Annotated in this window: 19 protein-coding genes; 16 read left to right on the top strand and 3 right to left on the bottom strand. The window is 71.3% G+C overall.

Annotated features, from left to right (window positions below):
• The first annotated feature begins 45 nt into the window (after positions 1–45).
• Positions 46–1,155, top strand: a complete 1,110-nt coding sequence (locus tag V5O49_RS11775) for a sugar-binding protein (protein ID WP_332902401.1) — start codon at positions 46–48, stop codon at positions 1,153–1,155.
• 77 nt (positions 1,156–1,232) lie between these two features.
• Here the strand turns inward: V5O49_RS11775 and V5O49_RS11770 are convergent, their stop codons facing one another.
• Positions 1,233–1,733 carry a MarR family winged helix-turn-helix transcriptional regulator gene (locus tag V5O49_RS11770; RefSeq protein ID WP_332902400.1) on the bottom strand — a complete coding sequence of 167 codons (501 nt, stop codon included), beginning with the start codon at positions 1,731–1,733 and terminating at the stop codon, positions 1,233–1,235.
• Positions 1,734–1,836: 103 nt separating this feature from the next.
• On the opposite strand from V5O49_RS11770, the gene V5O49_RS11765 reads away from it, so the two are divergent.
• Together V5O49_RS11765 and V5O49_RS11760 are read left to right on the top strand one after the other, a co-directional pair.
• Positions 1,837–2,451 carry an NADPH-dependent F420 reductase gene (locus tag V5O49_RS11765; RefSeq protein WP_332902399.1) on the top strand — a complete coding sequence of 205 codons (615 nt, stop codon included), beginning with the start codon at positions 1,837–1,839 and terminating at the stop codon, positions 2,449–2,451.
• Positions 2,452–2,501: 50 nt separating this feature from the next.
• Positions 2,502–3,383, top strand: coding sequence for a VOC family protein (locus V5O49_RS11760; protein ID WP_278236643.1), 882 nt, complete (start codon positions 2,502–2,504; stop codon positions 3,381–3,383).
• 146 nt (positions 3,384–3,529) lie between these two features.
• Here the strand turns inward: V5O49_RS11760 and purU are convergent, their stop codons facing one another.
• Positions 3,530–4,429, bottom strand: a complete 900-nt coding sequence (gene purU, locus V5O49_RS11755) for a formyltetrahydrofolate deformylase (protein WP_405001174.1) — start codon at positions 4,427–4,429, stop codon at positions 3,530–3,532.
• 28 nt (positions 4,430–4,457) lie between these two features.
• On the opposite strand from purU, the gene V5O49_RS11750 reads away from it, so the two are divergent.
• The 13 genes from V5O49_RS11750 (at position 4,458) to V5O49_RS11690 (ending at position 25,236) form a co-directional block, all read left to right on the top strand.
• A complete protein-coding gene (locus tag V5O49_RS11750) occupies positions 4,458–5,039 on the top strand; it encodes a GNAT family N-acetyltransferase (RefSeq protein WP_278236645.1) in 582 nt (193 codons plus the stop codon).
• Positions 5,040–5,077: 38 nt separating this feature from the next.
• Positions 5,078–6,094 (top strand): LacI family DNA-binding transcriptional regulator, encoded by a 1,017-nt coding sequence (locus V5O49_RS11745; protein ID WP_332902398.1) that lies wholly within the window; start codon positions 5,078–5,080, stop codon positions 6,092–6,094.
• Positions 6,095–6,186: 92 nt separating this feature from the next.
• Positions 6,187–7,800 carry a xylulokinase gene (locus V5O49_RS11740; protein ID WP_332902397.1) on the top strand — a complete coding sequence of 538 codons (1,614 nt, stop codon included), beginning with the start codon at positions 6,187–6,189 and terminating at the stop codon, positions 7,798–7,800.
• A 25-nt stretch (positions 7,801–7,825) separates the two neighbouring features.
• Complete coding sequence (locus V5O49_RS11735) at positions 7,826–8,548, top strand: L-ribulose-5-phosphate 4-epimerase (protein ID WP_332902396.1); 723 nt, start codon at positions 7,826–7,828, stop codon at positions 8,546–8,548.
• A 41-nt stretch (positions 8,549–8,589) separates the two neighbouring features.
• The gene (gene araA, locus V5O49_RS11730; protein ID WP_278236649.1) at positions 8,590–10,101 is read left to right on the top strand and encodes an L-arabinose isomerase; all 1,512 of its coding nucleotides are present in this window, start codon (positions 8,590–8,592) and stop codon (positions 10,099–10,101) included.
• Positions 10,102–10,260: 159 nt separating this feature from the next.
• A complete protein-coding gene (locus tag V5O49_RS11725; RefSeq protein ID WP_278236650.1) occupies positions 10,261–11,280 on the top strand; it encodes a LacI family DNA-binding transcriptional regulator in 1,020 nt (339 codons plus the stop codon).
• Complete coding sequence (locus tag V5O49_RS11720; protein ID WP_332902395.1) at positions 11,280–12,851, top strand: sugar ABC transporter ATP-binding protein; 1,572 nt, start codon at positions 11,280–11,282, stop codon at positions 12,849–12,851. Before V5O49_RS11725 ends, V5O49_RS11720 begins: the two co-directional genes overlap by 1 nt.
• Positions 12,852–13,058: 207 nt before the next feature.
• The gene (locus V5O49_RS11715; protein ID WP_332902394.1) at positions 13,059–14,084 is read left to right on the top strand and encodes an ABC transporter substrate-binding protein; all 1,026 of its coding nucleotides are present in this window, start codon (positions 13,059–13,061) and stop codon (positions 14,082–14,084) included.
• Between the two features lie 99 nt (positions 14,085–14,183).
• The gene (locus V5O49_RS11710; RefSeq protein WP_332902393.1) at positions 14,184–15,722 is read left to right on the top strand and encodes a sugar ABC transporter ATP-binding protein; all 1,539 of its coding nucleotides are present in this window, start codon (positions 14,184–14,186) and stop codon (positions 15,720–15,722) included.
• On the top strand, positions 15,722–16,798 hold the full coding sequence (locus V5O49_RS11705; RefSeq protein WP_332902392.1) for an ABC transporter permease: 1,077 nt from the start codon (positions 15,722–15,724) through the stop codon (positions 16,796–16,798). The genes V5O49_RS11710 and V5O49_RS11705 overlap by 1 nt, the downstream gene beginning before the upstream one ends.
• Positions 16,798–17,844: a galactofuranose ABC transporter, permease protein YjfF gene (gene yjfF, locus V5O49_RS11700; protein ID WP_332902391.1), complete on the top strand. Its 1,047-nt coding sequence runs from the start codon at positions 16,798–16,800 to the stop codon at positions 17,842–17,844. Before V5O49_RS11705 ends, yjfF begins: the two co-directional genes overlap by 1 nt.
• Positions 17,845–18,058: 214 nt before the next feature.
• Complete coding sequence (locus tag V5O49_RS11695) at positions 18,059–23,413, top strand: alpha-L-arabinofuranosidase C-terminal domain-containing protein (RefSeq protein ID WP_332902390.1); 5,355 nt, start codon at positions 18,059–18,061, stop codon at positions 23,411–23,413.
• A 323-nt stretch (positions 23,414–23,736) separates the two neighbouring features.
• Positions 23,737–25,236: a helix-turn-helix domain-containing protein gene (locus V5O49_RS11690; RefSeq protein ID WP_332902389.1), complete on the top strand. Its 1,500-nt coding sequence runs from the start codon at positions 23,737–23,739 to the stop codon at positions 25,234–25,236.
• Between the two features lie 105 nt (positions 25,237–25,341).
• Here the strand turns inward: V5O49_RS11690 and arfA are convergent, their stop codons facing one another.
• A complete protein-coding gene (gene arfA / locus V5O49_RS11685) occupies positions 25,342–26,871 on the bottom strand; it encodes an arabinosylfuranosidase ArfA (protein ID WP_332902388.1) in 1,530 nt (509 codons plus the stop codon).
• Positions 26,872–26,975 lie beyond the last annotated feature (104 nt).

The following is a 26,975-nucleotide window of genomic DNA, read 5'->3' as shown; positions in this document are numbered from 1 at the left end:
AGACGGGCCCGCCCAGGGACGGGCGGGCCGAGCGAAAGGAACGCGATGACGCGACGAGTGGCAGCAGCGGCTGCCGCACTGGTCAGCACGGGCGTGCTCGCCCTGTCGGGCTGCGGGGTGCTCGACGGGACGGAGACGATCGGTGTGGCGATGCCCACCGAGTCCTCCGAACGATGGATCACCGACGGCGAGACGCTGGCCGACGGCCTGGAGGGGGCCGGGTACGAGGTCGACCTGCGGTACGCCGGGGACGACATCGCCCAGTACCGGCAGGCCGACCAGGTTCAGGAGATGATCGACGACGGCGTGGAGCTGCTGATCGTCGCGGCCGTCGACGGCGCCGGGCTGGTGGACCAGCTGGCCGCGGCCGAGGCGGCGGGCATCCCGGTGATCGCCTACGACCGGCTCCTGCTGGACTCCGAGCACGTCGACCACTACGTCACCTTCGACAACTACGGCGTGGGGGTCGCCCAGGCCCAGGCCCTGCTGCGCGGGCTCGGTGTCGTCGACGCCGACGGGGCGCCCACGGGCGACGGCGGGCCCTACAACATCGAGCTGTTCGCCGGGTCGCTGGACGACAACAACGCGCTGATCTTCTGGGAGGGCGCGATGGACACGTTGCGGCCCTACCTCGACGACGGCACGCTGCGGGTGCCGTCCGGCCAGACCGAGGTCGCGTTCGCCGAGACCTACCGCTGGTCGGAGGACACCGCCCGTGACCGGATGGGCAGCCTGCTGTCCCAGTACTACGACGACGGCACCGAGCTGCACGGGGTGCTCTCCCCGTACGACGGGATCTCCCGGGGGGTCATCGCGGCCCTCGGGCTGTGGGGGATCGGCCCGACCCTCGACGAGGGGCTCCCCGTCGTCACCGGTCAGGACGCCGAGGCCGGCTCGGTGCAGCTGATGCGTCAGGACATGCAGCACTCGACGATCTTCAAGGACACCCGGGTGCTCGCCGACCGTGCGGTCGACGCGGCCCTGGCGTACCTGGACGGCGGGGAGCCGGAGGTGACCGACACCACCACCTACGACAACCGCGTCAAGGTGGTGCCCACCTACACCCTGGACATCGAGACGGTGTACCGCCGGGACATCGAGGAGGTCCTGGTGGCCAGCGGCTACCTGACCGAGGAGGAGATCTCGGCCGGCTGACGCCGACCGACGCCGTCCCGGGCGTCCGGTGCCGCACCTCCGCGGGGGGCCGGCCCGGTCCCCGGGACGTCGTCGTCTCAGCGGCGCTCGTGGTCGGCGAGGCCGAACGTGTCGTGCGGGTCGACGTGCGCCAGGATCGCGTCGAGGACACGGGTCAGGGCTCGCAGGTCCTCGGGGTCGAGGTCGTCGTAGACGGTCTCCAGCACCGTGCGGGCGTGGCCCGGAGCGCTCGCGACGACCTTGTCCCACCCGTCCTCGGTCAGGTGCGCGACGGTGGCCCGCCGGTCGTCGGGCGCGGGCCCGCGGTCCAGGTAGCCCCGTTCCTCGAGCCGCCGCGCGACGTGCGAGAGCCTCGGCAGCGTGGCGCTGGTGAGCCGGGCGAGGTCGCTCATGCGCAGCGACCGGTCCGGGGCCTCGGACAGCATCGCCAGCGTCAGGTACTCGAAGTGGGTCAGCTGGGCGTCGCGCCGCAGCTGCTGGTCCAGCAGGGCGGGCAGCAGACCGATCACGGCCTGCAGGCGGAGCCAGCTGCGCATCTGCTCGTCGTCGAGCCAGCGCGGGGGTGCGCCGTCGTCCATGGAGATGTCTCCCTCCCGTAATGGTTGACACGACAACTATAGCGTCCTATCTTCGTTGTAGCGTCAACCAATCGGGTCGACGTCCCACCGAAGGAGAAGAGTCATGAGCAGCATCAGCATCATCGGCGCCGGGAACATGGGTGCCGCCATCGCCCGCCTCGCTCTCGCCGCCGGCACGCCGGTCCAGGTCGTGACCCGCGACGGCTCCGCGGCGCAGGCCGTCGACCCGGCCGTGACCGCCACCGCCTTCGGCGAGCCGCTGACCGGTGACGTCGTGGTCCTCGCCCTGCCGTACCCCGCGCTGGACGACGTCGTGGCCACCTACGGCGACCAGCTCGCCGGCCGGACCGTCGTCGACATCACCAACCCGCTCGACTTCTCGACCTTCGACTCCCTGGTCGTGCCCGCGGACTCCTCGGCGGCCGCCGAGCTGGCCGCCGCGCTCCCCGGTGCCTCCGTGCTCAAGGCGTTCAACACGAACTTCGCCGCCACCCTCGCCACCGGCACCGTGGGCGACGTGCCGACCACCGTGCTCGTCGCGGGCGACGACGCCGACGCCAAGACCACCTTCACCGCGGCCTTCGACGGCTCGGCCGTGCGCGTCGTCGACGCCGGCTCCCTCGCGCGAGCCCGCGAGCTCGAGGCGCTCGGCTTCCTGCAGCTGACCCTGGCCGCCGGCGAGAAGACCTCGTGGACCACCGGGTTCGCGCTGCTCTGAGTCCCCGCACCCCCTCACCCCCGACCCGCCCCAGCACCCAGGAGCCGTTCATGCACCCCGCGACCGGTCGTCCCGAGGATCTCCTCGCCCCCGAGACCACGATGGGAGCCGTCACGCTCCACGTCGGCGACCTCGCCGCGATGAGCGCGTACTACCGGGAGGCGATCGCGCTCACCGAGCTGCCCGGGCTCGGAGCGCCCGACCGCGTCGTCCTGGGGCGGGGGCGCACGCCCGTCGTCGTGCTGCAGCACACGCCGGGGCTGCCGGCGACGTCGCGGCACCAGGCAGGCCTGTTCCACACCGCCGTCCTGTTCGACACCGAGGAGGCGCTGGCGGCCGCGGTGGCCCACGCCGCCCGGCACCCGCTGTCCCGGTTCGTCGGGAACGCCGACCACTGGGTCTCCCGGGCGTTCTACTTCACCGACCCCGAGGACAACGGCATCGAGCTGTACTGGGACCGGCCGCGCGAGACCTGGCAGCGGTCCGGCGGCCGGGTGGCGATGGGGACGGACTGGTTCGACCCGAACGCCTACCTGCAGCAGCACCTCAGCGAGTCGGCGCTGGACGGCGCCGCTGGGCAGGGCGCCCAGGTGGGGCACGTCCACCTGCAGGTCGGCGACGTCCCGACCGCCCGGCAGTTCTACGTCGACACCCTCGGGTTCGAGATCATGGCGGACCTGCCCGGTGCGCTGTTCGTCGCGGCCGGCGGCTACCACCACCACCTGGCGGTCAACACGTGGAACAGCGCCGGGGCGGGGCCGCGGGCGGCGTCCCTGGGGCTCGGTCAGGTGGCGCTCACCGTGCCGGGCCAGGACGACGTCGACGCGCTGCGCGACCGGTTGCGGCACGCGCGCGTCCCCGTGCGCGACGACGGACGGACGCTCCGTTTCGACGACCCGTGGAAGACGCTGGTCGAGGTCTCGGTCGGCTGAGGCCCGGTCGGTGAGGACGCCTCGGAGGGGCGGTCGCGTTCACGGTCGCTGCGCGACCTGCACTTCGCGTCTGACGACCGCCCCTCCGAGGCGTCCTCACCTCGGTCCCGCGCGTCCCGGGCCCTCGCTCGCCCGGACGCCGACGGTCAGTGGAAGACGACCGTGCGGTGGCCGTTGAGCAGCACCCGGTGCTCGGCGTGCCACCGCACCGCGCGGGCGAGCGTGCGCCGCTCGACGTCCTCGCCCAGGGCCACGAGGTCGCGCACGGCCCGGGAGTGGTCGACCCGCTCGACGTCCTGCTCGATGATCGGTCCCTCGTCCAGGTCGCCGGTCACGTAGTGCGAGGTCGCCCCGATGAGCTTCACGCCGCGGTCGTGCGCCTGGGCGTAGGGTCGCGCACCCTTGAACGACGGCAGGAACGAGTGGTGGATGTTGATCACCTGGCCGGCCAGGTCGCGGCACAGCTCGTCCGAGAGGATCTGCATGTACCGGGCGAGCACCACCAGCTCGACGTCGAGCTCGGTCACCAGGGCCCGCAGCCGGTCCTCGGCCTCGGTCTTGGTCGCCGCCGTCACCGGGACGTGGTGGAACGGCTTGCCGTAGAAGTCGGCGATGTCCGCGAGGTCGGGGTGGTTCCCCACCACCCCGACGACGTCGATGGGCAGACCCTGGTCGCGCTCGCGGTAGAGCAGGTCGACCAGGCAGTGAGCCGCCCGGGAGACCATGACGAGCGTGCGCACGGGGCGTCCGACGACGTCGAGGCGCCACGACATCTCGAACCGGCCGGCGACCGCGGCCAGCGCGCTCTCCAGCTCCTCGCGCGAGGCGTGCGACTGGACCTGCACCCGCATGAAGAACAGTCCGGAGCTCGGGTCGCCGAACTGCTGGGACTCGGTGATGTTGCCGTCGTGCTGGGCGAGCATCCCGCTGACGGCGTGGACGATGCCCGGCCGGTCGGGGCAGGACAGCGTCAGCACCCACTCGGTGGGCGGTGCGGTGGCGGGCGCGGCGGGCGGAGGTGTCGGCTGCGTGGTCACGCACGCCATTGTCGCCCAGTTCTGCGACGATGGACCCATGAGCGACACCACCGCCACGTCCGGTCGCCCCGGGGACGGGTCCGCCCACCCGGAGGCGCCGACCCGCATCGCCCTCGTCGACGACTCCCACGCCGGCGAGCTGCTGACGCTGCGCCGTGCCGCGTTCGTCTCGGAGGCGCAGGTCTACGGTGACCCGAACATCCCGCCGCTGACGCAGACGCTGCACGAGCTGCGCGAGGACATGGCGCGCGACGACGTGGTGACCATCGGTGCCTGGACGGGCGAGCGCCTCGTCGGCTCGATCCGCGTCGAGCTCGAGGACGGCCGTGCCACGCTCGGCCGGCTGGCGGTCGCTCCGGACCAGCAGGGACGCGGGCTGGGGACGACCCTGCTGTTCGCGATCCTGGACCACCTGCCCGAGGACGTCTCGGAGATCTGGGCCTTCACCGGCAAGGATTCCCAGCAGAACCTGGCGATGTACACCAAGCACGGCTACGAGGCGCAGTACGACGAGGCCGCCGGCGAGCTGACCTACACCTACCTGCGCCGCGTGCTGCACGAGGTCGACGCGCGCAACGCCGCCGAGCGGCCGGCAGGCCCGCCCGCCGAACGGCCGTGAACGGCCCGGCGGCCGCACGGTCGGTGCGCCGACCGTCCATGGCCGACGTGGCCGCGCTCGCCGGCGTGTCCCACCAGACCGTCTCGCGGGTGCTGAACGAGCACCCGAGCGTGCGCGAGGCCACGCGAGAGAGGGTCCAGGCTGCGATCGACGAGCTCGGCTACCGCCGCAACAGCGCGGCACGTGCCCTGGTGACGTCACGGTCGGCGACCCTCGGTGTCGTGACCACGGGGTCGGCGCTCTTCGGCCCGACCAGCACGCTCATCGCCGTCGAGGAGGCGGCGCGGGACCGGAGCTACTTCGTCTCGGTCGCCACGCTGCGCAGCTACGACACCGCGTCGATGCACCAGGCGCTCGAGCACTTCATGGCCCAGGGCGTCGACGGGATCGTCGTCATCGCCCCGCACGCGGCGGTGGCCTCCGCGGTGGAGTCGTTCCGCGCACCGGTCCCGGTGGTCGTGGTGGCGGCGCTGGAGGGCGCGACGACGTCGGACGGGCCGGCGTCGTCGACGATGTCGGTCGCCGTCGACCAGCGGGCCGGTGCGCGCCTGGCCACCGAGCACCTGCTCGACCTGGGCCACGCGAACGTGGTCCACGTCGCGGGGCCGCAGGACTGGTTCGACGCCCGTGAGCGCTGGGCCGGCTGGCGCGAGGCCCTGGTGGCGCGCGGGATCCGTCCCGCCCGGCCGCGCGAGTGCTCGTGGTCCGCGGGGGACGGCTACGCGGCCGGCCGCGACCTGGCCGAGGCGGTCGGGTCGGGCGAGGGGCCGACGGCGGTCTTCGCCGGCAACGACCAGCTCGCCCTCGGCGTGCTGCGCGCGCTGTGGGAGCGCGGGCTGCGGGTCCCCGACGACGTCTCCGTGGTGGGGTTCGACGACGTCGCGGGGTCGGCGTACTTCGTGCCGCCGCTGACGACCGTGCGACAGCCGTTCGCCGAGCTCGGCGCCCGGTCGGTGGCGATGGTGCTCAGCTCCCTGGAGGGGGAGCCCGTGGCGGTCCAGCGCATCGAGCCGGAGCTCGTCGTGCGCTCGTCGACGGCGCCTCCGCCGCCCTGACCGGACGGCCGGGGCGCCCTGGCCGGGACATTTGGGCAGGACCCCATGTGAGCGTTAACATCTGAGGGACGACAGCGAGGAGTGACACGGCGATGACGCGGCAGGACGAGGCGACCGACATCCGGGACGCCATTCAGGCCGGGCGGACCACGCTCGGCATCGAGCTCGGCTCGACCAACATCAAGGCGGCCCTCATCGGGCCGGACCACGACGTGCTCGCCAGCGGCTCCCACGCCTGGGAGAACGAGCTGGCCGACGGGCTGTGGACCTACTCGCTGGACGCCGTCCACGCCGGCCTGCAGGGTGCCTACGCAGCGCTGGTGGCCGACGTCGAGCAGCGGTACGGCGTGCGTCCCACGACCTACGGCGCGCTCGGCGTCTCGGCGATGATGCACGGGTACCTCGCCTTCGACGCCGACGACGAGCTGCTGGTGCCGTTCCGCACGTGGCGCAACACCAACACCGGCACGGCGGCCGCGGAGCTGTCCGAGCTGTTCGGCTACAACATCCCGCTGCGCTGGTCGATCGCGCACCTGTACCAGGCGATCCTCGACGACGAGCCCCACGTGCCGCAGATCGCCTCGTTCACGACGCTCGCCGGGTACGTCCACCGGGTGCTGACCGGCCGGCACGTCCTGGGCGTCGGCGACGCCTCGGGCATGTTCCCGGTCGACCCCGCGACCCGCGACTACGACCAGCGCCTGCTGCAGCAGTTCCGCCACCTCGTGGCGGCCAAGCGCCCCGGCCTGCACGTCGAGGGGCTCCTGCCCGAGGTCCTGGTCGCCGGTGCCGACGCCGGGCACCTGACACCTGAGGGCGCCGCGCTGCTGGACCCCAGCGGCGAGCTGGAGCCGGGCGTCGTGCTGTGCCCGCCCGAGGGCGACGCGGGCACCGGCATGGTCGCGACCGACGCCGTCGCGCCGCGGACCGGCAACATCAGCGCCGGCACCTCGATCTTCGCGATGGTCGTGCTCGAGAAGCCGCTGACGAGCGTGCACCACGAGCTGGACCTGGTCACGACCCCCGCCGGGGACCTCGTGGCGATGGTGCACTGCAACAACGGCGCGAGCGAGCTCGACGCCTGGGCCGGGGTGTTCTCCGAGTTCGCCGCGGCGCTGGGTCACCCGAGCGCGGCGGACGACGTCTTCGGCGCGCTCTTCACGGCCGCGCTGGACGGTGAGGCCGACGGCGGCGGGCTGCTGGCCTACAACTACCTCGCCGGGGAGCCCATCACCGGCCTCGAGGAGGGGCGTCCGCTCGTCGTCCGCACCCCGGACAGCCGGCTGACGCTGGCCAACATGATGCGTACCCAGATCTACGGCGCCTTCGGCACGCTGGCGCTCGGCATGAAGGTGCTGCACGGCGAGGGCGTCGCCATCGACACCATGTTCGCCCACGGCGGCATGTTCCGGACCGCCGGGGTCGCCCAGCGCTTCCTGGCCGCGGCCGTCGACGCCCCGGTCGCCGTCGCGCAGACCGCCTCCGAGGGCGGCGCGTGGGGGATCGCGGTGCTCGCCGCCTTCACCCGGGCCGCCGCCGAGCAGCCGGGCCTCACCCTGGACGGCTACCTGACCGACCGCGTCTTCGCCGACGCGGCGGTGGACGTCGCCCAGCCCGACGCCGGGGACGTCGCCGGGTTCGCCGCCTACCTCGACCGGTACTCCGCAGGGCTCGCCGTCGAGCGGGCCGCCACCGAAGCCCTCTGACGACCCCCGAACGGAACGGAACCCCATGTCGAACGACGCATCCCTGACCGAGGTGCCGGCCCACCTGCGCACCGCCGTCGACGCCGCCAAGCAGAAGGTCGCCGCCCTGCACGCCGAGCTGCCCCGCTGGGAGCTCGTCGTGTGGACGGCCGGCAACGTCTCGGAGCGGGTGCGGGACCCCGAGGCCGGGCCCGACGGCGAGGGCGATCTCCTCGTCATCAAGCCCTCCGGCGTCTCCTACGACGACATCACCCCCGAGGCCATGGTCGTGTGCGACCTGGCGGGCAACCTCGTCGAGGGCGACCGCGCGCCGTCGTCGGACACGGCCGCGCACGCCTACGTGTACGCGCACATGCCCGAGGTCGGCGGCGTGGTGCACACGCACTCGACCTACGCCACGGCGTGGGCCGCCCGGGGCGAGGAGATCCCCTGCGTGCTGACGATGATGGCCGACGAGTTCGGCGGCCCGATCCCCGTCGGCCCGTTCGCGATCATCGGCGACGACTCGATCGGTCGCGGCATCGTCGAGACCCTGCGCGGGTCCCGCTCCAAGGCCGTGCTGATGAAGAACCACGGCCCGTTCACCATCGGCGGCGACGCCAAGGCCGCCGTCAAGGCCGCGGTGCTCTGCGAGGAGGTCGCGCGCGCCGTGCACGTCTCCCGCCAGATCGGCGAGCCGCTGCCGATCGAGCAGCAGTACGTCGACTCCCTGTACGACCGCTACCAGAACGTCTACGGCCAGCGCTGACGGCGCCGTCGGCTCGTGATTCTCTTCGAAAGGACGCCCCTATGAGCAAGCCCTACGGTGACCGCGAGGTCTGGTTCCTCACCGGCAGCCAGGACCTGTACGGTCCCGAGACGCTGGAGCAGGTCGCCCAGCAGTCCCAGGAGGTCGCCGCCGCGCTGGACGCGTCGGGCGACGTCCCCGCGAAGGTCGTGTGGAAGCCGGTCCTGAAGGACTCCGCCGCCATCCGCCGCGCGATGCTGGAGGCGAACAGCGACGACGGCGTCCTCGGCGTCGTGACCTGGATGCACACCTTCAGCCCGGCCAAGATGTGGATCGCCGGCCTGGACGCCCTGCGCAAGCCGCTGCTGCACCTGCACACGCAGGCGAACGTCGAGCTCCCCTGGTCGGAGATCGACATGGACTTCATGAACCTCAACCAGGCCGCGCACGGCGACCGCGAGTACGGCTACATGCTGACCCGCCTCGGCGTCGCCCGCACCACCGTGGTGGGCCACGTGTCCGACCCCGCGGTGCAGCGGCGCGTCGGCACCTGGGTCCGCGCGGCGGCCGGCCGCCTGGCCACCCAGGAGCTGAAGCTGGTCCGCTTCGGCGACAACATGCGCAACGTCGGCGTCACCGAGGGAGACAAGACCGAGGCCGAGCTGCAGTTCGGCGTCAACGTCAGCACCTGGGGCGTCAACGACCTCGTCGCCGCGGTCGAGGCGGTCGCCGAGTCCGACGTCGACGCGCTCGTCGCCGAGTACGCCGAGCTCTACGACGTGGCCGCCGAGCTGCAGGCCGGGGGAGAGCGGCACGAGTCGCTGCGCTACGCGGCCCGCCAGGAGCTCGCCATGGAGGCGTTCCTCGTCGAGCGCGGGGCCAAGGCGTTCACGACGAACTTCGAGGACCTGGGCGCGCTGCGCCAGCTGCCGGGTCTCGCCGTGCAGCGCCTCATGGCCAAGGGCTACGGGTTCGGCGCCGAGGGCGACTGGAAGACCGCCGTCCTGGTCCGCGCCGCGAAGGTCATGGGCGAGGGGCTGCCGGGCGGCGCCTCCCTCATGGAGGACTACACCTACGACCTCACGCCGGGGTCGGAGCTGATCCTCGGGGCGCACATGCTCGAGATCTGCCCGACCCTGACGACCGCGAAGCCCCGGGTCGAGATCCACCCGCTCGGCATCGGCGGCAAGGAGGACCCGGTGCGCATGGTGTTCGACACCGACGCGACCGAGGGCGCCGTCGTCGTGTCGCTGGCCGACATGCGCGACCGCTTCCGCCTGACCGCCAACGTCGTCGACGTCGTCCCGCCGGCCCAGGAGCTGCCGAACCTGCCGGTGGCCCGTGCCGTGTGGAAGCCGCGTCCGGACTTCGCGACGTCGGCCGAGTCCTGGCTGACCGCCGGCGGTGCGCACCACACCGTGATGTCGACCGCCGTCGGTATCGAGGCGTTCGAGATGTTCGCCGAGATCTCGGGCACCGAGCTGCTCGTCATCGACGAGAGCACCACGCGGCGCGGCTTCGCGGACCAGGTGCGCTGGAACCAGGTCTACTACAAGCTCGCCCAGGGGCTCTGACCTCCTGCGCCGGCATCGAGCGTGCCGGGTTCTCCCTCATGACCTGATCGGGGGGAAGAACCCGGCACGCTCGACGCGTCGGGGGGAAGGTCGACGGCGGTATCCTGTCGACGCACCGCCGCCTCTCGGTCGTCCGGCGGGAACCGATGGAGGCCCTGCATGGTGAGTCCCGGAGTCGACAAGCCGAACATCCGGCAGGTCGCCCAGCTCGCCGGCGTGTCGCACATGACCGTGTCGCGGGTGCTCAACGACCACCCGAACATCCGCGAGGCCACCCGGCGCCGCGTCGAGGAAGCCATCGCGGAGCTCGGCTACCGCCCGAGCATGACGGCCCGCGCCCTCGCCACCCAGCGCAGCCACCGCATCGGCGTCCTCGTCGAGAGCGCGGTGACCCACGGGCCGGTCAGCACGCTGTACGCCGTGGAGTCCGCCGCCCGGGCCTCGGGCTACGAGGTCAGCTCGGTGCTCCTGCGGGCCGGGGAGGAGATCACCCCCCAGGAGGCCGTCGACCACCTGATCATGCTGGGCGTCGACGCGCTGTGCGTCGTCGCTCCCCGCTCGTCGTCGATCGCGGCGCTGCGCCGCATCTCCGTCGGTGTCCCCGTCCTCGTGGTCAAGCCCGACAAGGACCCGACGTTCCTCACGGTGACCGTCGACCAGCAGGCGGGCACCGTGCTCGCCGTCGACCACCTCGTCTCGCTCGGGCACCGCGACATCCTGCACGTGGCCGGCCCGCTCGACTGGCTCGACGCGCGCGCCCGCGAGCGTGCCTTCCACGCGCGGGCGAAGTCCTGGGGGATCCGTGAACGACCGATCGTCGTGGGGGACTGGACGGCGGACTTCGCCTACGACTTCGCGCGCGGGATCCGCGAGCTCCCCGAGTACACGGCGGTCTTCGTCGCGAACGACGACATGGCGGTCGGGCTCGTCCACGGGCTGCACGAGCGGGGCTTCTCCGTGCCGGACGACCTCAGCGTGGTCGGTTTCGACGACATCCCGCTGGCACGGCACGTCATCCCGCCGCTGACCACCGTGCGACAAGGCTTCGACGCGCTCGGGGTCTCCGTCGTCGACGTCCTGCGTGCGGCGATCGAGGAGCGGGAGATCCCGGCCGTGACGCGCATCCCCGCCGAGATCGTCGCGCGCGACTCCAGCGCGCCGCCGAGGAAGGCCGGCTGATGGCCGCCCGGGACGCGTCCACGCCGACGACGGCACGCCCCGTCGTCGAGATGTCCGGGATCACCGTGGACTACGCGGGGGTGCGGGTGCTCGACGGGGCGGACCTGACGGTGCACGCCGGCGAGGTGCACGCGCTGATGGGGGAGAACGGTGCCGGCAAGTCCACCCTCATCGGTGCGCTGACGGGCACCGTGCCGATCGTGGCGGGCACCGTCCTGGTCGGCGGCGAGCCCCTGACGCCGACCAGCGTCGCCGACAGCCGGGCGGAGGGGATCGCGACGGTCTTCCAGGAGTCGCACCTGAGCCCGCAGCTGTCGGTGGCCGAGAACATCATGATCGGCCACGAGGTGCGGGGGCGGTTCGGCATCAGATGGTCGCGCAGCCGCGAGCGCGCCTCGGCCGCCCTGTCGACGCTGGGGATCGAGGACGTCGACCCGCGCACGCCGTTGGAGGAGCTGTCGCCCGCGACCAAGCAGCTCGTCGCCGTGGCCCGGGCGATCGTCCTGGAGCCGCGCGTGCTCGTGCTGGACGAGCCCACCTCGAGCCTGGACGAGGCCGAGGCGGCCCGGTTGCTGGGGGTGGTCCGGCGCCTGCGGGACCAGGGCGTCGCGGTGCTGTTCGTCTCGCACTTCCTGGAGCAGGTGCTCGAGGTGAGCGACCGGATGACGGTGCTGCGGGGCGGCCGGGTCGTGGCCGAGTACGACACGGCGCAGGTGGAGCGGGCCGAGCTCATCTCCAAGATGATCGGCGAGGACATCGACGCGCTCCAGGCCCTGCACTCCGAGCGGCTGGAGCACCACTACGCGGAGTCGGGGCGCGTCACGCTGCGGGCGACCTCCATCGGACGCCGGGGGACGCTCGAGCCCACCGACGTCGACCTCAGCCGGGGGGAGGTCGTGGGGTTCGCCGGTCTGCGCGGGTCGGGACGCACCGAGCTCGCCCGCCTGATGAGCGGCGTGGAGCGTGCCGACCACGGCGAGCTCTGGCTGGACGGCGCCCCGGTGCAGCTGCGGGGTCCGGCGTCGGCCCTGCGGCACCGGATCGCGGTGTCGACCGAGAACCTGCGCCACGAGGGCATCGTCGCGGAGCTGACCGCCCGGGAGAACATCGTGCTGGCCCTGCAGGCGCTGCGCGGCTGGACCCGCCCGTTGTCCCGCGCCGAGCAGGCGGCGGTGGTCGACACCTATCTCCACGCCCTGCACCTGTCGCCCGAGGACCTGGACCGGCCGGCGGGGGAGCTGTCGGGAGGCACGCAGCAGAAGGTGGTGCTGGCTCGGCTGCTGGCCACCCGGCCGCACGTGCTGATCCTGGACGAGCCGACCCGCGGCATCGACATCGGGGCCAAGCTCGACATCCAGCGTCGCGTCGCCAAGCTGGCGGGCGAGGGGGTGGCCGTCGTCTTCATCTCCTCCCAGCTCGAGGAGGTGGTGCGGCTCAGCGACCGCATCGTGGTCCTCAAGGACCGGGAGAAGATCGGCGAGCTGAGCAACGGTCCCGGGGTCACGGTGGACACGGTCGTGGAGATGATCGCGGCGGAGATGGACGGGCTCGTGACCGGCGACGACGCCTGATCGCGCCCCCCGTGCGGGCGCACGGGACCGACCGTCGTCCGTGACGGTTGCGTTACGAGATCGTGACGTCTGATCGAGGGAACCCTCTTTGTGACCGGTCACATCTTCGCTATGTTAGCGATCACAACGCAAGCCTTGTCGGAGGGTCAGAGCTGACCCGCAGGCCGGACCCACCGGTCACCCGGCGTCTCGAAGAGGAGGACGAACATGGCACGGAAGATGTGGATGCGCGGCACGGTGGCAGCCCTGTCGGCGACGGCCCTGCTGGCCCTGGGTGCGTGCAGCAGCGAGCAGGCCCCTGCTGCCGAGGGCGAGGAGACCACGTCCGACGACGGCGGCGAGACGGAGGAGGCCGGCGACGAGCTCATCTCGATCGGCTTCTCCCAGGTCGGCGCCGAGTCGGGCTGGCGCGCCGCGAACACCAAGTCCATCCAGGACACGCTGACCGCTGACAACGGCTTCGACCTGAGCTTCTCGGACGCCCAGCAGAAGCAGGAGAACCAGATCCAGGCGATCCGGTCCTACATCGCCCAGGGCGTGGACGTCATCTCGTTCTCCCCGGTCGTCGAGACCGGCTGGGGCCCGGTGCTGGAGGAGGCCAAGGCGGCCGACATCCCGGTGATCCTGACCGACCGCGCCGTCGACACCGAGGACGACACCCTCTACGAGTCCTTCATCGGCTCCGACTTCGTCCTCGAGGGCGAGATGGCCGGCGAGTGGGCCGTCGAGCAGTACGACGGCGAGGGCTACCAGATGGTCGAGCTGCAGGGCACGACCGGCTCCGCCCCGGCGATCGACCGCAAGGAGGGCTTCGCCGACGCGATCGCGGGCAGCGACATCGAGGTCATCGACTCCCAGACCGGTAACTTCACCCGGACCGAGGGCAAGCAGGTCATGGAGGGCTTCCTGCAGAAGTACGACGAGATCGACCTCGTCTTCGCCCACAACGACGACATGGGCCTGGGTGCCATCGAGGCCATCGAGGCCGCCGGCATGACGCCGGGCGAGGACATCAAGATCATCACGATCGACGCGGTCAAGGACGGCATGCAGGCCCTGGCCGACGGCAAGATCAACTACATCGTCGAGTGCAACCCGCTGCTCGGACCGGACCTGGCCGAGGTGGCCCAGAAGGTCGTCGCCGGCGAGGAGGTCGAGAAGCGCATCGTGGTCGAGGACAAGACCTTCGACCAGGAGGCCGCCGTCGAGGCCCTGCCCTCGCGCGAGTACTGATCGACCCCTCCCGGGGCGCGGCGGGTCCGCGCCCCGGGGCATCGACCCGCGGCGGGGTGCGGGGCTCCGCACCCCGCCGCGTCCCACGGAAGGTCAACGATGACGAGCTCCACGAGCGCGGACCGGCCGGTCGTCGAGATGTCCGGGATCTCCATCGAGTTCCCGGGCGTCAAGGCGCTCGACCAGGTCGACTTCAGGCTCTTCCCCGGTGAGGTGCACGCCCTGATGGGCGAGAACGGGGCCGGGAAGTCCACCCTCATCAAGGCACTCACGGGTGTCTACGGCATCGACGCCGGCCAGATCGTCGTCGACGGTGCCCCGCACCGTTTCTCGGGACCGGGCGAGGCGCAGGACGCCGGGATCGCGACGGTGTACCAGGAGGTCAACCTCTGCGAGAACCTCACGGTCGCCGAGAACATCATGCTCGGCCACGAGCCGCGCCGGCTCGGGGCGATCGACTGGCGGGCCACCCGGCGCGCCGCGTCGGACCACCTGGCCACCATGGGTCTCGACCTCGACCCCGCCTCGTCGCTGGGCTCGCACTCGATCGCCGTCCAGCAGCTGGTCGCGATCAGCCGCGCCATGGTCGTCGACGCCAAGGTCCTGATCCTCGACGAACCGACGTCCAGCCTGGACGCCGACGAGGTCGCCCAGCTCTTCGCCGTCGTGCGGCGGCTGCGGGACCAGGGCGTGGCGATCCTGTTCGTCTCGCACTTCATCGAGCAGGTCTACGAGATCTCCGACCGCATGACCGTGCTCCGCAACGGTCAGCGGGTCGGCGAGTACCGCACGAGCGAGCTCGACCGGCTCGAGCTGGTCTCGACGATGATCGGGCGCTCGATGGAGCTGCTCGACGACCTGCAGGTCTCCACCGATCACGCGGTCGACGTCGAGCAGGGGACCGTCCCGTTCCTCCAGGCGGTCGGTCTGGGCCGCAAGGGCGACGTCCAGCCGTTCGACCTCGAGGTGTACGCCGGCGAGGTCGTCGGGCTCGCCGGGCTGCTGGGGTCGGGGCGCACGGAGGTCGCGCGGCTGCTCGCCGGCGCCGACCGCGCCGACGCCGGCTCCACCCGCATCAAGGACGTGCTGACGCGGCTGCGGAACCCGCGCTCGGCGATCTCCCGCGGCATCGCGTTCTCCTCGGAGGACCGCAAGGCCGAAGGAGTCGTCGGCGACCTGACGGTCCGCGAGAACATCGTCCTCGGCCTGCAGGCCGGCCGCGGCTGGATGCGGCGGCTGCCGCGCCGGCAGGTCGACGAGATCGTCGACAAGTACATGGCGGCGCTCAACGTGCGCCCGGCGAACCCGGACGCGCTGCTGCGGAACCTCTCGGGCGGCAACCAGCAGAAGGTGCTGCTCGCCCGCTGGCTGGCGACCGCCCCCGAGCTGCTCATCCTCGACGAGCCCACCCGCGGGATCGACGTGGGGGCCAAGGCGGAGATCCAGAAGCTCGTCGCCGAGCTCGCCTCCCAGGGCATGGCCGTCGTGTTCATCTCGGCCGAGCTGGAGGAGGTCCTGCGCCTGAGCCACCGGATCGGCGTCATGCGCGACCGGCAGAAGGTGGCCGAGATCGTCAACTCCGAGGACGTCGGCGTCGACGACGTCGTCACCCTCATCGCGAGCGGAGGTGGGCACTGATGCCTGCGACCACGGGAGCGTCGACGCGCACCGCAGGCCCGGGCGGGCTGCGGCGCCTCGCGCACCACACCATCTTCTGGCCCGTCGTGGCGCTGATCGCGCTGCTGGTGGCCAACACCCTGTACAGCCCCGACTTCCTGGCCGTGTCGATCCTCGACGGGCACCTGTTCGGCGCGCCGATCGACATCCTGCGCAACTCGGCGCCGCTGCTGCTGGTCTCGCTGGGCATGACCCTGGTCATCGCCACCCGCGGCATCGACCTCTCCGTCGGCGCGGTGGTCGCGATCGCCGGGGCGCTGTCGCTGAGCTTCATCGCGACCTCGCCGAACCCGGGCTCGGTGACGACGGTGCTCATCGCCATCGCGATCGCCCTGGGCCTGTGCCTGCTGCTCGGCGTGTGGAACGGGTTCCTGGTCTCGGTGGTGGGCATCCAGCCGATCATCGCGACCCTGATCCTCATGACCGCGGGACGCGGCGTGGCGATGCTCATCACCGAGGGGCAGATCACCACGGTGAACAGCGCGCCCTTCAAGACGCTCGGCGCCGGGTTCTGGCTCGGGCTGCCCGCGGCGGCGCTCATCGCCTACGGCGTCTACGTCGTCGTCGCGCTGATCACCCGCCGCACCGCCCTCGGCATGCTGGTCGAGTCCGTCGGCATCAACCCGTCGGCGAGCCGGCTGGCCGGCGTCAGGGCGCGCACCATCGTGTGGACGGTGTTCGCCCTGTCCGGGCTCTTCTCCGGGCTGGCCGGACTGATCCTGGCGTCCAACGTCATGGCGGCCGACGCCAACAACGCCGGCCTGTTCATCGAGCTCGACGCGATCCTCGCCGTCGTCATCGGCGGCACCTCGCTCCAGGGCGGCAAGTTCTCGCTGTCCGGGACGCTCGTCGGCGTGCTCATCATCACGACCCTGACCCTGACCGTGACGATCGTGGGGATCTCCCCGCTGGTCACCCCGCTGTTCAAGGCGCTCGTGGTGATCGCGGTGACCCTGCTGCAGTCGCCCAGGGTCCGCGAGAGACTCGCCGCCCGCCAACGGCAGCGCGTGGCGAAGCCCGAGGAGGTGGCGGCCTGATGACCGCGACGACGCCCCAGAAGACGGCGACCCCGTCCGGCCCCGACGGGCCGGGAGGGAACGGGTCGCGGCTGCCGGCGCTCGCGCGACGGCTGCGCGTCGACCGGCGGTACCTGCCGGTGCTCGGCACCTTCGTGGTGCTCGCCCTGATCCTCGCGATCGGCGGCGTGCGCTACGAGAACTTCCTGTCGACCGGAGTCCTGGCGAACCTGTTCATCAACAACTCGTTCCTCATCGTGCTCGCGGTGGGCATGACGTTCGTCATCCTGACCGGCGGCATCGACCTGTCGGTCGGGGCGGTGCTGGCCCTGTCGGCGGTCTCGACCGCGTTCCTGCTGGACGCCGGCCTCCCCGTGGCGGTCGTGCTCCCCGCCGCGGTGCTCATCGGCTCGATCATCGGATTCCTCATCGGGCTGATGGTGCACGTGTTCGAGGTGCAACCGTTCATCGCGACGCTGGCCGGGATGTTCTTCGCCCGCGGGCTCTGCTTCGTCATCGCCCCGGAGTCGATCCCGATCACCGACGAGACGTTCGTGGCGCTCGCCGGCTGGGACACCTGGATCGGCGGCCAGTGGCGGATGACCACGAGCGTGATCATCGCGCTGGTCGTCATCGCGGTCGCCTTCTACCTGCTGCACTACACGCAGTTCGGGCGGACGGTGTACGCGATCGGCGGCGGCGAGCAGTCCGCCCAGCTCATGGGTCTGCCCGTGGCGCGCACCAAGGTGCTGGTCTACGTCATCTCGGGCACCTGTGCCGGTCTCGGCGGTCTCCTCTTCGCGATGTACTCGCGGTCCGGGTACTCGCTGACCGGTGTCGCGATGGAGCTCGACGCGATCGCCGCGGTCGTCATCGGCGGCACCCTGCTCACCGGTGGCACCGGGTTCGTCCTCGGATCGGTGCTCGGTGTCCTGGTGCTGGGCCTGATCCAGACGATCATCACCTTCGAGGGCACGCTGAGCTCCTGGTGGACGAAGATCTTCATCGGCGTGCTGCTGCTGGTGTTCGTCGTCCTGCAGCGGGTGCTCAGCCTCCGCAAGACCTGACCGTCTTCCCGACCTCCGCCGCGGTCCCGCGGCGGAGGTCGGGTCGTCCTGCTGTCCGTCGACCACAGGAGGTGCCACCACGCCAGATGTGAGCGCTAACACTCGCAGGCGAGCTGTTCGCGCTCTTGCTCGACACCGGTGCTCGACGCCGAGCACCGGTGGCGGAGCGGAAATCCGCCCCGCACCGAGTCACGCTCATCGAGGAGTAGACACGATGTCCAGAGCAGTACGCAGGTCGGCGCCCGTCGCGCTGACCCTCGCGCTGGCGCTGCCGGCCGGTCTGATGGCCGGTCCCGCGGCGGCCGCGCCACCCGTGGCACAGTCCCCCCTTCCGGCGGCCGTCGACGGTGTCGGCGGAGACGACGACGGCGCCGCCGCCTACGTCTTCCCGTACTTCGCCGGGGAGGGCGAGAACGGCGAGAAGATCTACCTGGCGGTCAGCGAGTCCGACGACCCCACCACCTGGCACACGCTCAACGACGGCGAACCGATCCTCGAGTCCGCCCTGGGCACGGAGGGTCTGCGCGACCCGTTCCTCATCCGGCACCCCGAGACCGGGGTCTACTACCTCATCGCCACCGACCTGCGGATGGCCTCCGGAGGAACCTTCGGCGAGGCCCAGGAGACCGGCAGCCGGTCGATGATGGTCTGGGAGTCGGAGAACCTCGTCGACTGGTCCGCCCAGCGCGAGATCGAGCTCGCGCCGGAGAACGCCGGCAACCTGTGGGCCCCCGAGGCGCACTGGGACGCCGAGGCCGAAGAGTTCGTCGTGTACTGGGCCTCCGCCCTGTACCCGGACGACGTGGCCCCCGAGGACCGCGACATCAACACCTCGTACCAGCGGATGATGTACGCCACGACCCCGGACTTCACCCAGGGCAGCTTCTCCGAGCCGCAGCTGTGGATCGACATGGACCGGGGCGCGGGCCGCGGCATGATCGACTCCACGATCGCCGAGATCCCGGGCGAGAGCGGCAGCACGTACTACCGCCTGACCAAGGACGAGGCGGACATGACGGTCCGCCAGGAGGTCTCCGACGACCTGCGCCTGACCCAGGGCGTCACCGAGGGCGACGGCTGGGAGCTGCTCGGCGAGCAGATCGGCGTCGGCGAGCCCAACCCGTGGGGCGGCACCTTCACCTCGGGTGAGGGTCCGACCATGTTCCCGTCGCTGACGGACGACCGCTGGTACCTCATGATCGACCAGCCGTCGTACCACGGCGGCGAGGGCTACATGCTCTTCGAGACGGACAGCCTCACCGACGGTGACTGGACGTCGCGTCCCGAGGTCCAGCTGCCCAGCAACCCGCGGCACGGCACGGTGCTCCCGATCACGGCGGCCGAGCAGACCGCGATCATCGAGAACTACCAGCCCGACCTGCTCGCCGAGGGGGTCGCGCTGGACCGGACCGAGGTCGCGCTCGAGCCGGGGGACACCACGACGCTGACCGCGACGGTCTCCCCGTTCACCGCCGAGGACCAGACGGTCGCGTGGGCGAGCGACGACGAGTCGGTCGCCACGGTCGACGCCGACGGCGTGGTCACCGCGGTGGCCGAGGGGTCGGCGACCGTCACCGCCACCTCGAACGGAGGCTACGGTGCGGCGTCCGCGACCGTCACGGTCACCGCCGCCACCCCGGCCCCGCTGCCCGAGGGCGCCTGGGTCGACCAGTTCGAGGGGGACACCCTGGACCCCCGGTGGACCATCGACCGCGAGGAGGCCTCGGCCTGGTCGCTCGGCGGTGGTGCGCTGACGCTGCAGTCGCAGCCCGGTGACACCTACCAGACCGACAACAGCTACGAGAACATCTTCCTCGTCGACGTCCCGGCCGGTGACTTCGTCGCCCAGACGTCGCTGGAGGCCACGCCGACGGCGGACTTCCAGGGTGCGGGCATCATGGCCTGGCAGGACAACAACAACTACGTGCGGGCCGGTCTGACCCACGCGTCCGTGTTCGACGCCCCGGAGTCGGTCGGTGTCGAGACGGGCACCGAGGCGGACGCCACGTACTCGGCAACCTTCCTCGCTCGTGAGGGGTCCACCGGCGAGACGATCCGCATGGAGCGCACCGGCGACGACTTCACCGTCTCCGTCTGGGACGGCGTCGAGTGGGCGCAGGCCGCGACGACGACCCTGGCTCCGGACACCACGCAGATCGGCCTCTACGCGCTCGCCGCGGGCAGCGCGCCGAGTCATGAGGTGGTCTTCGACTACTTCGCGCTGGTCGAGCCCGAGGGCGCGGACCTCGTGCCCGAGGGTGAGTTCACCGTCGGCGGCGCGGACGGCCGCTACCTCGTCGACGACGGCGGCCTCGGGCTGGTCGAGGACCGTCCGCTGGAGACGACGAGCTTCGTCGCGACCGAGGTCGAGGGTGGAGACGGTGACACGTCGCCGGTCACCCTTGCCACGCCGGCGGGCCTGCCACTGGTGCTCGACGGCGACCGGCTCACGGTCGGTGCCGAGGGTGACGAGGCCGCCGTGGTGCGGCTCTCCGACGTCGGCGGCGGCAAGCTCGCCGTGCTGGTCGGCGACCAGGCGCTGGTCGAGGGGGCCGACGGGACGCTCGTCCTGGGCGACCCTGCCGAGGCCGCGCGTCTCCTGCTCGTGCCCGTCTCGGTCACGCAGCACGAGATCGCCATCGACGCCGACGCCGAGCGCACCGACATGAGCGACGACCTCTACGGAGCGTTCTACGAGGACATCAACTACGCGGCCGACGGCGGCATCTACGCCGAGCTGGTCCGCAACCGCTCCTTCGAGTTCAACAGCTCGGACAACGGCTCGTTCAACGGGCTGACGGCGTGGTCGAAGGTGGGCGGCGGCGACATCGCCGTCGAGTCGGAGGAGGCGGAGTGGCTCAACGAGTCGAACCGCTTCTACCTCACGGTGGAGTCGGACGGCACCACCGGTGTCTCGAACTCCTCGTACAACGAGGGGGTCGCGGTCGAGGACGGCGCGTCGTACGACGTCTCCGTGTGGGCCCGCACTGCGGTGGCGCAGGACCTCACGGTCCAGGTGGTCTCCGCCGACGGCGAGACGACCTACGCCACCGGCACGATCGCCGTCGACGGCTCGGACGAGTGGAAGCAGTACGAGACCGAGCTGACGGTGTCCGGTACCGCGAATGACGCTCGCTTCGAGGTCGTCTCCGGAGCCGAGGGCACCCTGCGTCTCGACATGGTGTCGCTGTTCCCGCAGGACACCTGGGTCGGTCCGGTCAACGGCACGTCGGTGTTCCGCAAGGACCTCGCCGAGCTGGTCGAGGACCTGAGCCCGAAGTTCCTCCGGTTCCCCGGTGGCTGCGTCACCAACGTCGGGACCTTCGACACCTACCTCGGCTCCGACGGGCAGGACCGCACGCGGACCTACCAGTGGAAGGAGACCATCGGTCCGGTCGAGGAGCGCCCGACCAACTGGAACTTCTGGGGTTACAACCAGTCGTACGGTATCGGGTACCTCGAGTACATGATGTGGGCCGAGGACCTCGGCGCCTTCCCGCTGCCCGTGGTGTCGGTCGGCGCCAACGGCTGCGGGTCGAACATCCCGGAGATGCACCCCGGCGACGACAACTTCGACCGCTGGGTCCAGGACACCGTGGACCTCATCGAGTTCGCCAAGGGTGACGTCGACACCGAGTGGGGCGCCGTGCGTGCCGAGCTCGGCCACCCGGAGCCCTTCGAGCTGCCGTACATCGGTCTGGGCAACGAGGAGAACACCTCGACGTTCGAGGAGAACTTCCCGGCGTTCCGCGACGCCATCGAGGCGGAGTGGCCCGACGTGACCATCATCTCGAACTCCGGTCCGGACGACACCGGGACCCGGTTCGACGAGCTGTGGGAGTACAACCGCGAGCAGGGCGTCGCGATGGTCGACGAGCACTACTACAACGAGCCGTCGTGGTTCCTGCAGAACTCCGAGCGGTACGACTCGTACGACCGTGAAGGCCCGCACGTGTTCCTCGGTGAGTACGCCTCGCGCGGCAACACCTGGGGCAACGCGCTGGCCGAGGCGGCGTACATGACCGGGCTGGAGCGGAACTCCGACCTGGTCGAGCTCGCCTCGTACGCCCCGATGTTCGCCAACGAGGACTACGTCCAGTGGACCGCGGCGAACATGATGTACTTCGACAACGACGAGTCGTGGGGCACGGCGAACTACTACAACCAGCGGCTGTTCATGAACAACGTCGGTGACGAGGTCGTCCCGAGCACCCACACGAGTGCCATGGGCTCCTCGGACCTCGACGGCGGCGTCTTCCTGTCGACCTGGGCCACCCAGGCCGCCTACGACGACGTCGTGGTCACGGACAACGAGACCGGTGACGTGCTGTTCTCCGACTCGTTCGACGACGCGTCTGACTGGGAGCCGGTCGCCGGGTCGTGGGCCGTGCAGGACGGCGAGTACGTCCAGTCCGGCACGGCGAACGACGCTCGGTCGGTGCCCACGGGTGCCTACGACGTCGACTGGTCGAACTACACCCTCGAGCTCGACGCCCGGAAGCTCTCGGGCGACGAGGGCTTCCTGGTCGGGTTCGCGGCCGGCGGCGCGGACGACTACTTCTGGTGGAACCTCGGCGGGTGGGGCAACACCCGGTCGGTGCTGCAGCGCGCCAACGGCGGGGACGCCGGCGTGGTCACCGCTCTGGAGAACCAGTCGTTCACCACGGGGCAGGACTACCACATCAAGGTCGTCGTGTCCGGACGTACCGTCGAGCTCTACCTCGACGGTGAGCTGCAGATGACCTACACGGAGCCGGCCGAGAAGTCGCTCTACCAGGTCGTCACGCACGACGAGGACACCGGCGAGATGATCGTCAAGGTCGTCAACCCCGGTGCCTCGACCGCCCGGACCGACGTGTCGGTCACCGGTGCGTTCGAGGTCGCGTCCGACGTGGCCGTCACCGAGATGGTCGCCGACCCGTCGGCGGCCAACACCAAGGCCGACAAGACCCACGTGGTGCCGGTCGACCGGGCCTGGGACGGGGGAGCGAACGAGTTCACCTACGACTTCCCGGCCCACTCGGTGACGTTCCTGCGCCTCGCCGAGGAGCTCGTCGAGGTGACGCCGGAGCGTCCGACGTGGACGGACGAGTGTGGTCCGGGCAACGTCACGGGTGCTCCTTTGCCGGTGGTCGAGGGTGTGGAGTACGTCGAGACCCGCAAGAACGACGGTGGGGTGAAGGTCGTGGCGACTCCGGTGGAGGGGTACGTCCTGAGCGACAAGCCGTCGCAGACGAAGAACCCGGACTCGTGGACGTGGACGAAGGGTGATTCCGGGCTGCCGTGCTGGGACGCGGGTACCCGTTACGAGGCGGGTGACCGTGTTCAGGTCGACGGTGTGGTCTGGGAGGCCGTGCGCGACTCCTCGGGCAAGGTGCCGGGGGAGAAGGTGAACGGTCCGTGGCAGGAGATGGTCGAGACCTCGGACGGGGTCGCGGTCTGGACCGAGTCGCGGGTGTTCACCACGGGTGAGGTCGCGGTGTTCGAGGGGGAGTCCTTCGAGGCGTTGCACCGGACGCGGGGCCACGAGCCGGCGTCGTCGCCGGACCACTGGGCACCCGTGGAGTGATCCCGGCTTCGTGCCACGCATGACGTTGTGGGCGTGAAATCTGCAGCTCCGGAGCACTCCGGAACCGCAGATTTCACGCCCACAACGGGTGAGGAGGTGGCACGAGCAGAGGCGCTCGACGTGGTGTCGGACGCCCCTCGGACGACGGCGTCGCGAGATCGACGGTCTCTCGCACAGGATGTGAGAGGTTTGCGGACGGAACGTGACGTCTCCTCGCCCGTCGGCGTGCCGGGTCGCGGACCTAACGTTGACTTCCGCGCCTCGCAACTGCTGATATATAGCCTCATCACGATATTTCGGAGGCAGACGTGACTCAGCAGGACATGCCCGCTTCGACCGCAGGCGATGCCCCGCCGAGAGTGCGCTACCGCGGTCGGCACCTGCCCATGGTGGCCGTGGTCATCGCCGCGTTCATCGCGACCGCGCTGGCCTACAGCGGCATGGTCCTGTTCGGGCTCGAGGTCGCCAACATGGCGCCCCTGGAGGCCTATGCGCTCGCCGGCTTCCTCGAGGTCAGCCTGGTCGCCGTCGCGCTCATGGCGCGCAACGCCGCCCTCGAGGGCCGGCCCTACGGCGTCCTGCTGACCCTGACGTGGATCCTGTCCGGCACGTCCGGCGTGTTCGCCGCGCTGCACGAGGTCGCGGTGCCCAACGAGTCGACGCCGTACATGGTGGTCTTCCGGTTCGTGCCGCCGCTGGTCGCGGCCCTGATGTGGCACCTGGCGCTCGTGGGGGAGCGTCACCTCGTCACCGGCCACACGCTCGACGAGCGCCGGCGCGAGCACCGCGTGCACCAGTACGTCACGGCCCTGGAGGAGTGGCGCGACGCGCGGCTCGACAACAGCGGCAACCGCCGCGGCACCCAGAAGGTGCGGGCGGCGCACCAGCGGCAGCGGGCGGCGCGCGACCGCGCCCTCAAGCTGCTCACGGTCGAGGACTTCGAGCGTCGGATGCAGGTCTGGGTCCAGCGTCTCGAGGCCGCCGAGCGCCACGGCAGCCGGCTGGACTCCATCGGGGCGAGCTCGGTCAAGCGCGGCATGGTTCGTGGTGTCACGGGCTGGTCGGACGAGCCCGCACCTGCACCCGCCGCGGCGCCCGCCCCGGCCGGCGCCGAGGACGGACGACCTGCTCCGGCACGGGCCGCGACGCCGTTCGAGGCCGCCGGCGAGCAGCCCTACGAGCCCGCGACGGCGTTCGAGGAGCTGCCCGCGTTCGAGTCGCGCGTCCGGCAGGCCTTCGCCATGCACGAGCCCGCCGTGCCGGTCGAGGCTCCCGCTGCGCCCGAGGAGCAGGCGACCGCTCCGGTCCCCGGCCCGGCGACGTCCGGGCAGGCCTCCGCCGGCACCACGAAGCGGACCGAGCCGCTGCCGGAGACGGGCCACACCCGTCGCGTCGAGGTGTTCGACCTCGCCGACCGCGCCGCCGCCCCGACGGCGCCGAGCGCCGACGTGCCGGACTGGTCCGCGGTGCACGAGTCGGCCGAGGGCTCCTCGGCGACGACCGCCACGCAGGACGCGGCCGACGACGCGGCGGCGCCGAGCAGCGAGTCGACCACCGGGACGACGACCGCGGACCCGGCGGACGAGGCGGAGACGCCCGACTCCGGGGCGTCGGACGACAGCGGGGTGCAGGGCACCGACGCGTCGCCGACGGCGGAGCGCGACCGGCTCATCGTCGAGCTCGCCACCGAGGGGCTGACGCAGCGCGAGATCGCGGAGAAGGTCTCGGCGTCCCGTTCCACGGTCAGCCGCGTCGTGCGCCGCTACGAGGACCAGAAGGCCGAGCGCGGCCGCGACGAGGAGCTGGAGCTCGCTCCCGCCTGATCGTCCCGTCGCCTCGACGAGATCGACCCTCCCGGATCGGGTCCCACCGCCAGGCGGTGGGACCCGATCCGGGAGGGTCGATCTCGTACGGTTCCCGCGGTGCCGTCAGGCGCGGGTGAACGTCCCCGAGAACGCGGTCCAGGACTCCGGCGCGAGGCGCACGGTCGTCGTCCCGCCCGCGGTGCCCGTGACGGCGGACGCCACGTCGACGGAGGACCAGCACGTCTCGGCCACCTTCGCGGCGTGCTCGGGACCGTGCACGGCCGGCTCGTGGTCGGCGACCATCTGGTGACCCTCGGTGAGCGCGAGCGCGGCGCCGACGTGTGCCAGGTCGACCTCGACGACTCGGTCGGTGCGATTCGTGAGGAACAGCCCCAGCGCGCCGTCGTCGCCGACGGTCGCGGCCGCCGTGACGGTGGGGGCCGCGCCGTGGCGCGTGGTCTCGTACGACGGCGCCTCGACGCGCACGTCCAGCGCGGTGCCCTGGGCGAGCCGCGCGGTGGTGGCGAACGGGTGGAAGGTGGGCTGACGCCACGCCTCCCCGCCGGGCTCGGTCATGATCGGGGCGATGACGTTGACGAGCTGCGCCAGCGCGGCGACCGGGACGCGGTCGGCGTGGTTGAGCAGGGTGACCAGGAGGTCGCCCACGACGACGGCGTCCAGCCCGGAGTAGACGTCCTCGATGATGCGCGGGGCGTCACGCTGGATGGGCAGGTTGGACTCGCCGGGGAACCGGGTCTCGAGGTACCAGACGTTCCACTCGTCGAAGGAGATGGTGATCTTCTTGTCCGACCGCCGCTCGGCCCCGACGGCGTCGGCCGAGGCGACGACGCGGTCGATGAACTGGTCCATCGCCGTGCCGGACGCGAGGAAGGACCGGCGGTCGCCGCCGTGCTCCTCGTAGTACGCGTGCATCGAGATGTGGTCGACGATGTCGTACGTGTAGGACAGCACGACGCGCTCCCACTCGCCGAAGGTCGGCATCTGCATCGAGCTGGACCCGCAGACGACGAGCTCGATGGAGGGGTCCACGAGCTTCATCGCCTTGCCGGCCTCGGCGGCGAGCTTGCCGTACTCGTGGGCGTCCTTGTGGCCGATCTGCCAGGGGCCGTCCATCTCGTTGCCGAGGCACCAGAGCTTCACGCCGTAGGGCTCGGTGCGGCCGTTGGCGATGCGCAGGTCGGCCCAGCGGGTGCCGGCCTCGCCGTTGCAGTACTCGAGGAGGGCCGCGGCGGCGTCGACGCCCCGGGTGCCGAGGTTGACGGCCATCATCGGCTCGATGCCCTCGCGCTCGGCCCACTGCAGGAACTCGTCGGTGCCCACGAGGTTGGGCTCGACGGTGCGCCAGGCCAGGTCCAGGAAGGGCTTGCGCTCCTCCACCGGGCCGACGGCGTCCTCCCAGACGTAGTTGGACACGAAGTTGCCCCCGGGGTAGCGCACCATCGGGACGCCGAGCTCGGTGATGAGGTCCGCGACGTCGCGACGGAAGCCGTGCTCGTCGGCCTGCGCGTGCTCGGGCTCGTAGATGCCGGTGTAGACGGCGCGGCCGAGGTGCTCGACGAACGAGCCGAACAGGCGCCGGTCGACGGTGCCCCGCCGGAAGTCGGGGTGGAGGGTGATGCGGGCGTCAGCCATGTCTGTTCCTCTGCGAACGGAGCGGGGTGGTACCGCCTTTGGTTACAACGATGTAGAGTTAATCACAGTCATCGGGCGACGCACCAGCCGGCATCGAGTGGCCT

It is taken from the genome of Isoptericola haloaureus, from assembly GCF_036689775.1.
Lineage (GTDB): Bacteria > Actinomycetota > Actinomycetes > Actinomycetales > Cellulomonadaceae > Isoptericola > Isoptericola haloaureus.
The sequence above is the reverse complement of the archived record's forward strand: the minus strand, read 5'-3'. Positions and strand labels throughout refer to the sequence as shown.

Bases quoted from the DNA above. Each gene is read 5' to 3' on its own strand.
- V5O49_RS11775 (WP_332902401.1), top strand. From the start codon at position 46: ATGACGCGACGAGTGGCAGCAGCGGCTGCCGCACTGGTCAGCACGGGC.
- V5O49_RS11770 (WP_332902400.1), bottom strand. From the start codon at position 1,733: ATGGACGACGGCGCACCCCCGCGCTGGCTCGACGACGAGCAGATGCGC.
- V5O49_RS11765 (WP_332902399.1), top strand. From the start codon at position 1,837: ATGAGCAGCATCAGCATCATCGGCGCCGGGAACATGGGTGCCGCCATC.
- V5O49_RS11760 (WP_278236643.1), top strand. From the start codon at position 2,502: ATGCACCCCGCGACCGGTCGTCCCGAGGATCTCCTCGCCCCCGAGACC.
- purU (WP_405001174.1), bottom strand. From the start codon at position 4,429: ATGGCGTGCGTGACCACGCAGCCGACACCTCCGCCCGCCGCGCCCGCC.
- V5O49_RS11750 (WP_278236645.1), top strand. From the start codon at position 4,458: ATGAGCGACACCACCGCCACGTCCGGTCGCCCCGGGGACGGGTCCGCC.
- V5O49_RS11745 (WP_332902398.1), top strand. From the start codon at position 5,078: ATGGCCGACGTGGCCGCGCTCGCCGGCGTGTCCCACCAGACCGTCTCG.
- V5O49_RS11740 (WP_332902397.1), top strand. From the start codon at position 6,187: ATGACGCGGCAGGACGAGGCGACCGACATCCGGGACGCCATTCAGGCC.
- V5O49_RS11735 (WP_332902396.1), top strand. From the start codon at position 7,826: ATGTCGAACGACGCATCCCTGACCGAGGTGCCGGCCCACCTGCGCACC.
- araA (WP_278236649.1), top strand. From the start codon at position 8,590: ATGAGCAAGCCCTACGGTGACCGCGAGGTCTGGTTCCTCACCGGCAGC.
- V5O49_RS11725 (WP_278236650.1), top strand. From the start codon at position 10,261: ATGGTGAGTCCCGGAGTCGACAAGCCGAACATCCGGCAGGTCGCCCAG.
- V5O49_RS11720 (WP_332902395.1), top strand. From the start codon at position 11,280: ATGGCCGCCCGGGACGCGTCCACGCCGACGACGGCACGCCCCGTCGTC.
- V5O49_RS11715 (WP_332902394.1), top strand. From the start codon at position 13,059: ATGGCACGGAAGATGTGGATGCGCGGCACGGTGGCAGCCCTGTCGGCG.
- V5O49_RS11710 (WP_332902393.1), top strand. From the start codon at position 14,184: ATGACGAGCTCCACGAGCGCGGACCGGCCGGTCGTCGAGATGTCCGGG.
- V5O49_RS11705 (WP_332902392.1), top strand. From the start codon at position 15,722: ATGCCTGCGACCACGGGAGCGTCGACGCGCACCGCAGGCCCGGGCGGG.
- yjfF (WP_332902391.1), top strand. From the start codon at position 16,798: ATGACCGCGACGACGCCCCAGAAGACGGCGACCCCGTCCGGCCCCGAC.
- V5O49_RS11695 (WP_332902390.1), top strand. From the start codon at position 18,059: ATGTCCAGAGCAGTACGCAGGTCGGCGCCCGTCGCGCTGACCCTCGCG.
- V5O49_RS11690 (WP_332902389.1), top strand. From the start codon at position 23,737: ATGCCCGCTTCGACCGCAGGCGATGCCCCGCCGAGAGTGCGCTACCGC.
- arfA (WP_332902388.1), bottom strand. From the start codon at position 26,871: ATGGCTGACGCCCGCATCACCCTCCACCCCGACTTCCGGCGGGGCACC.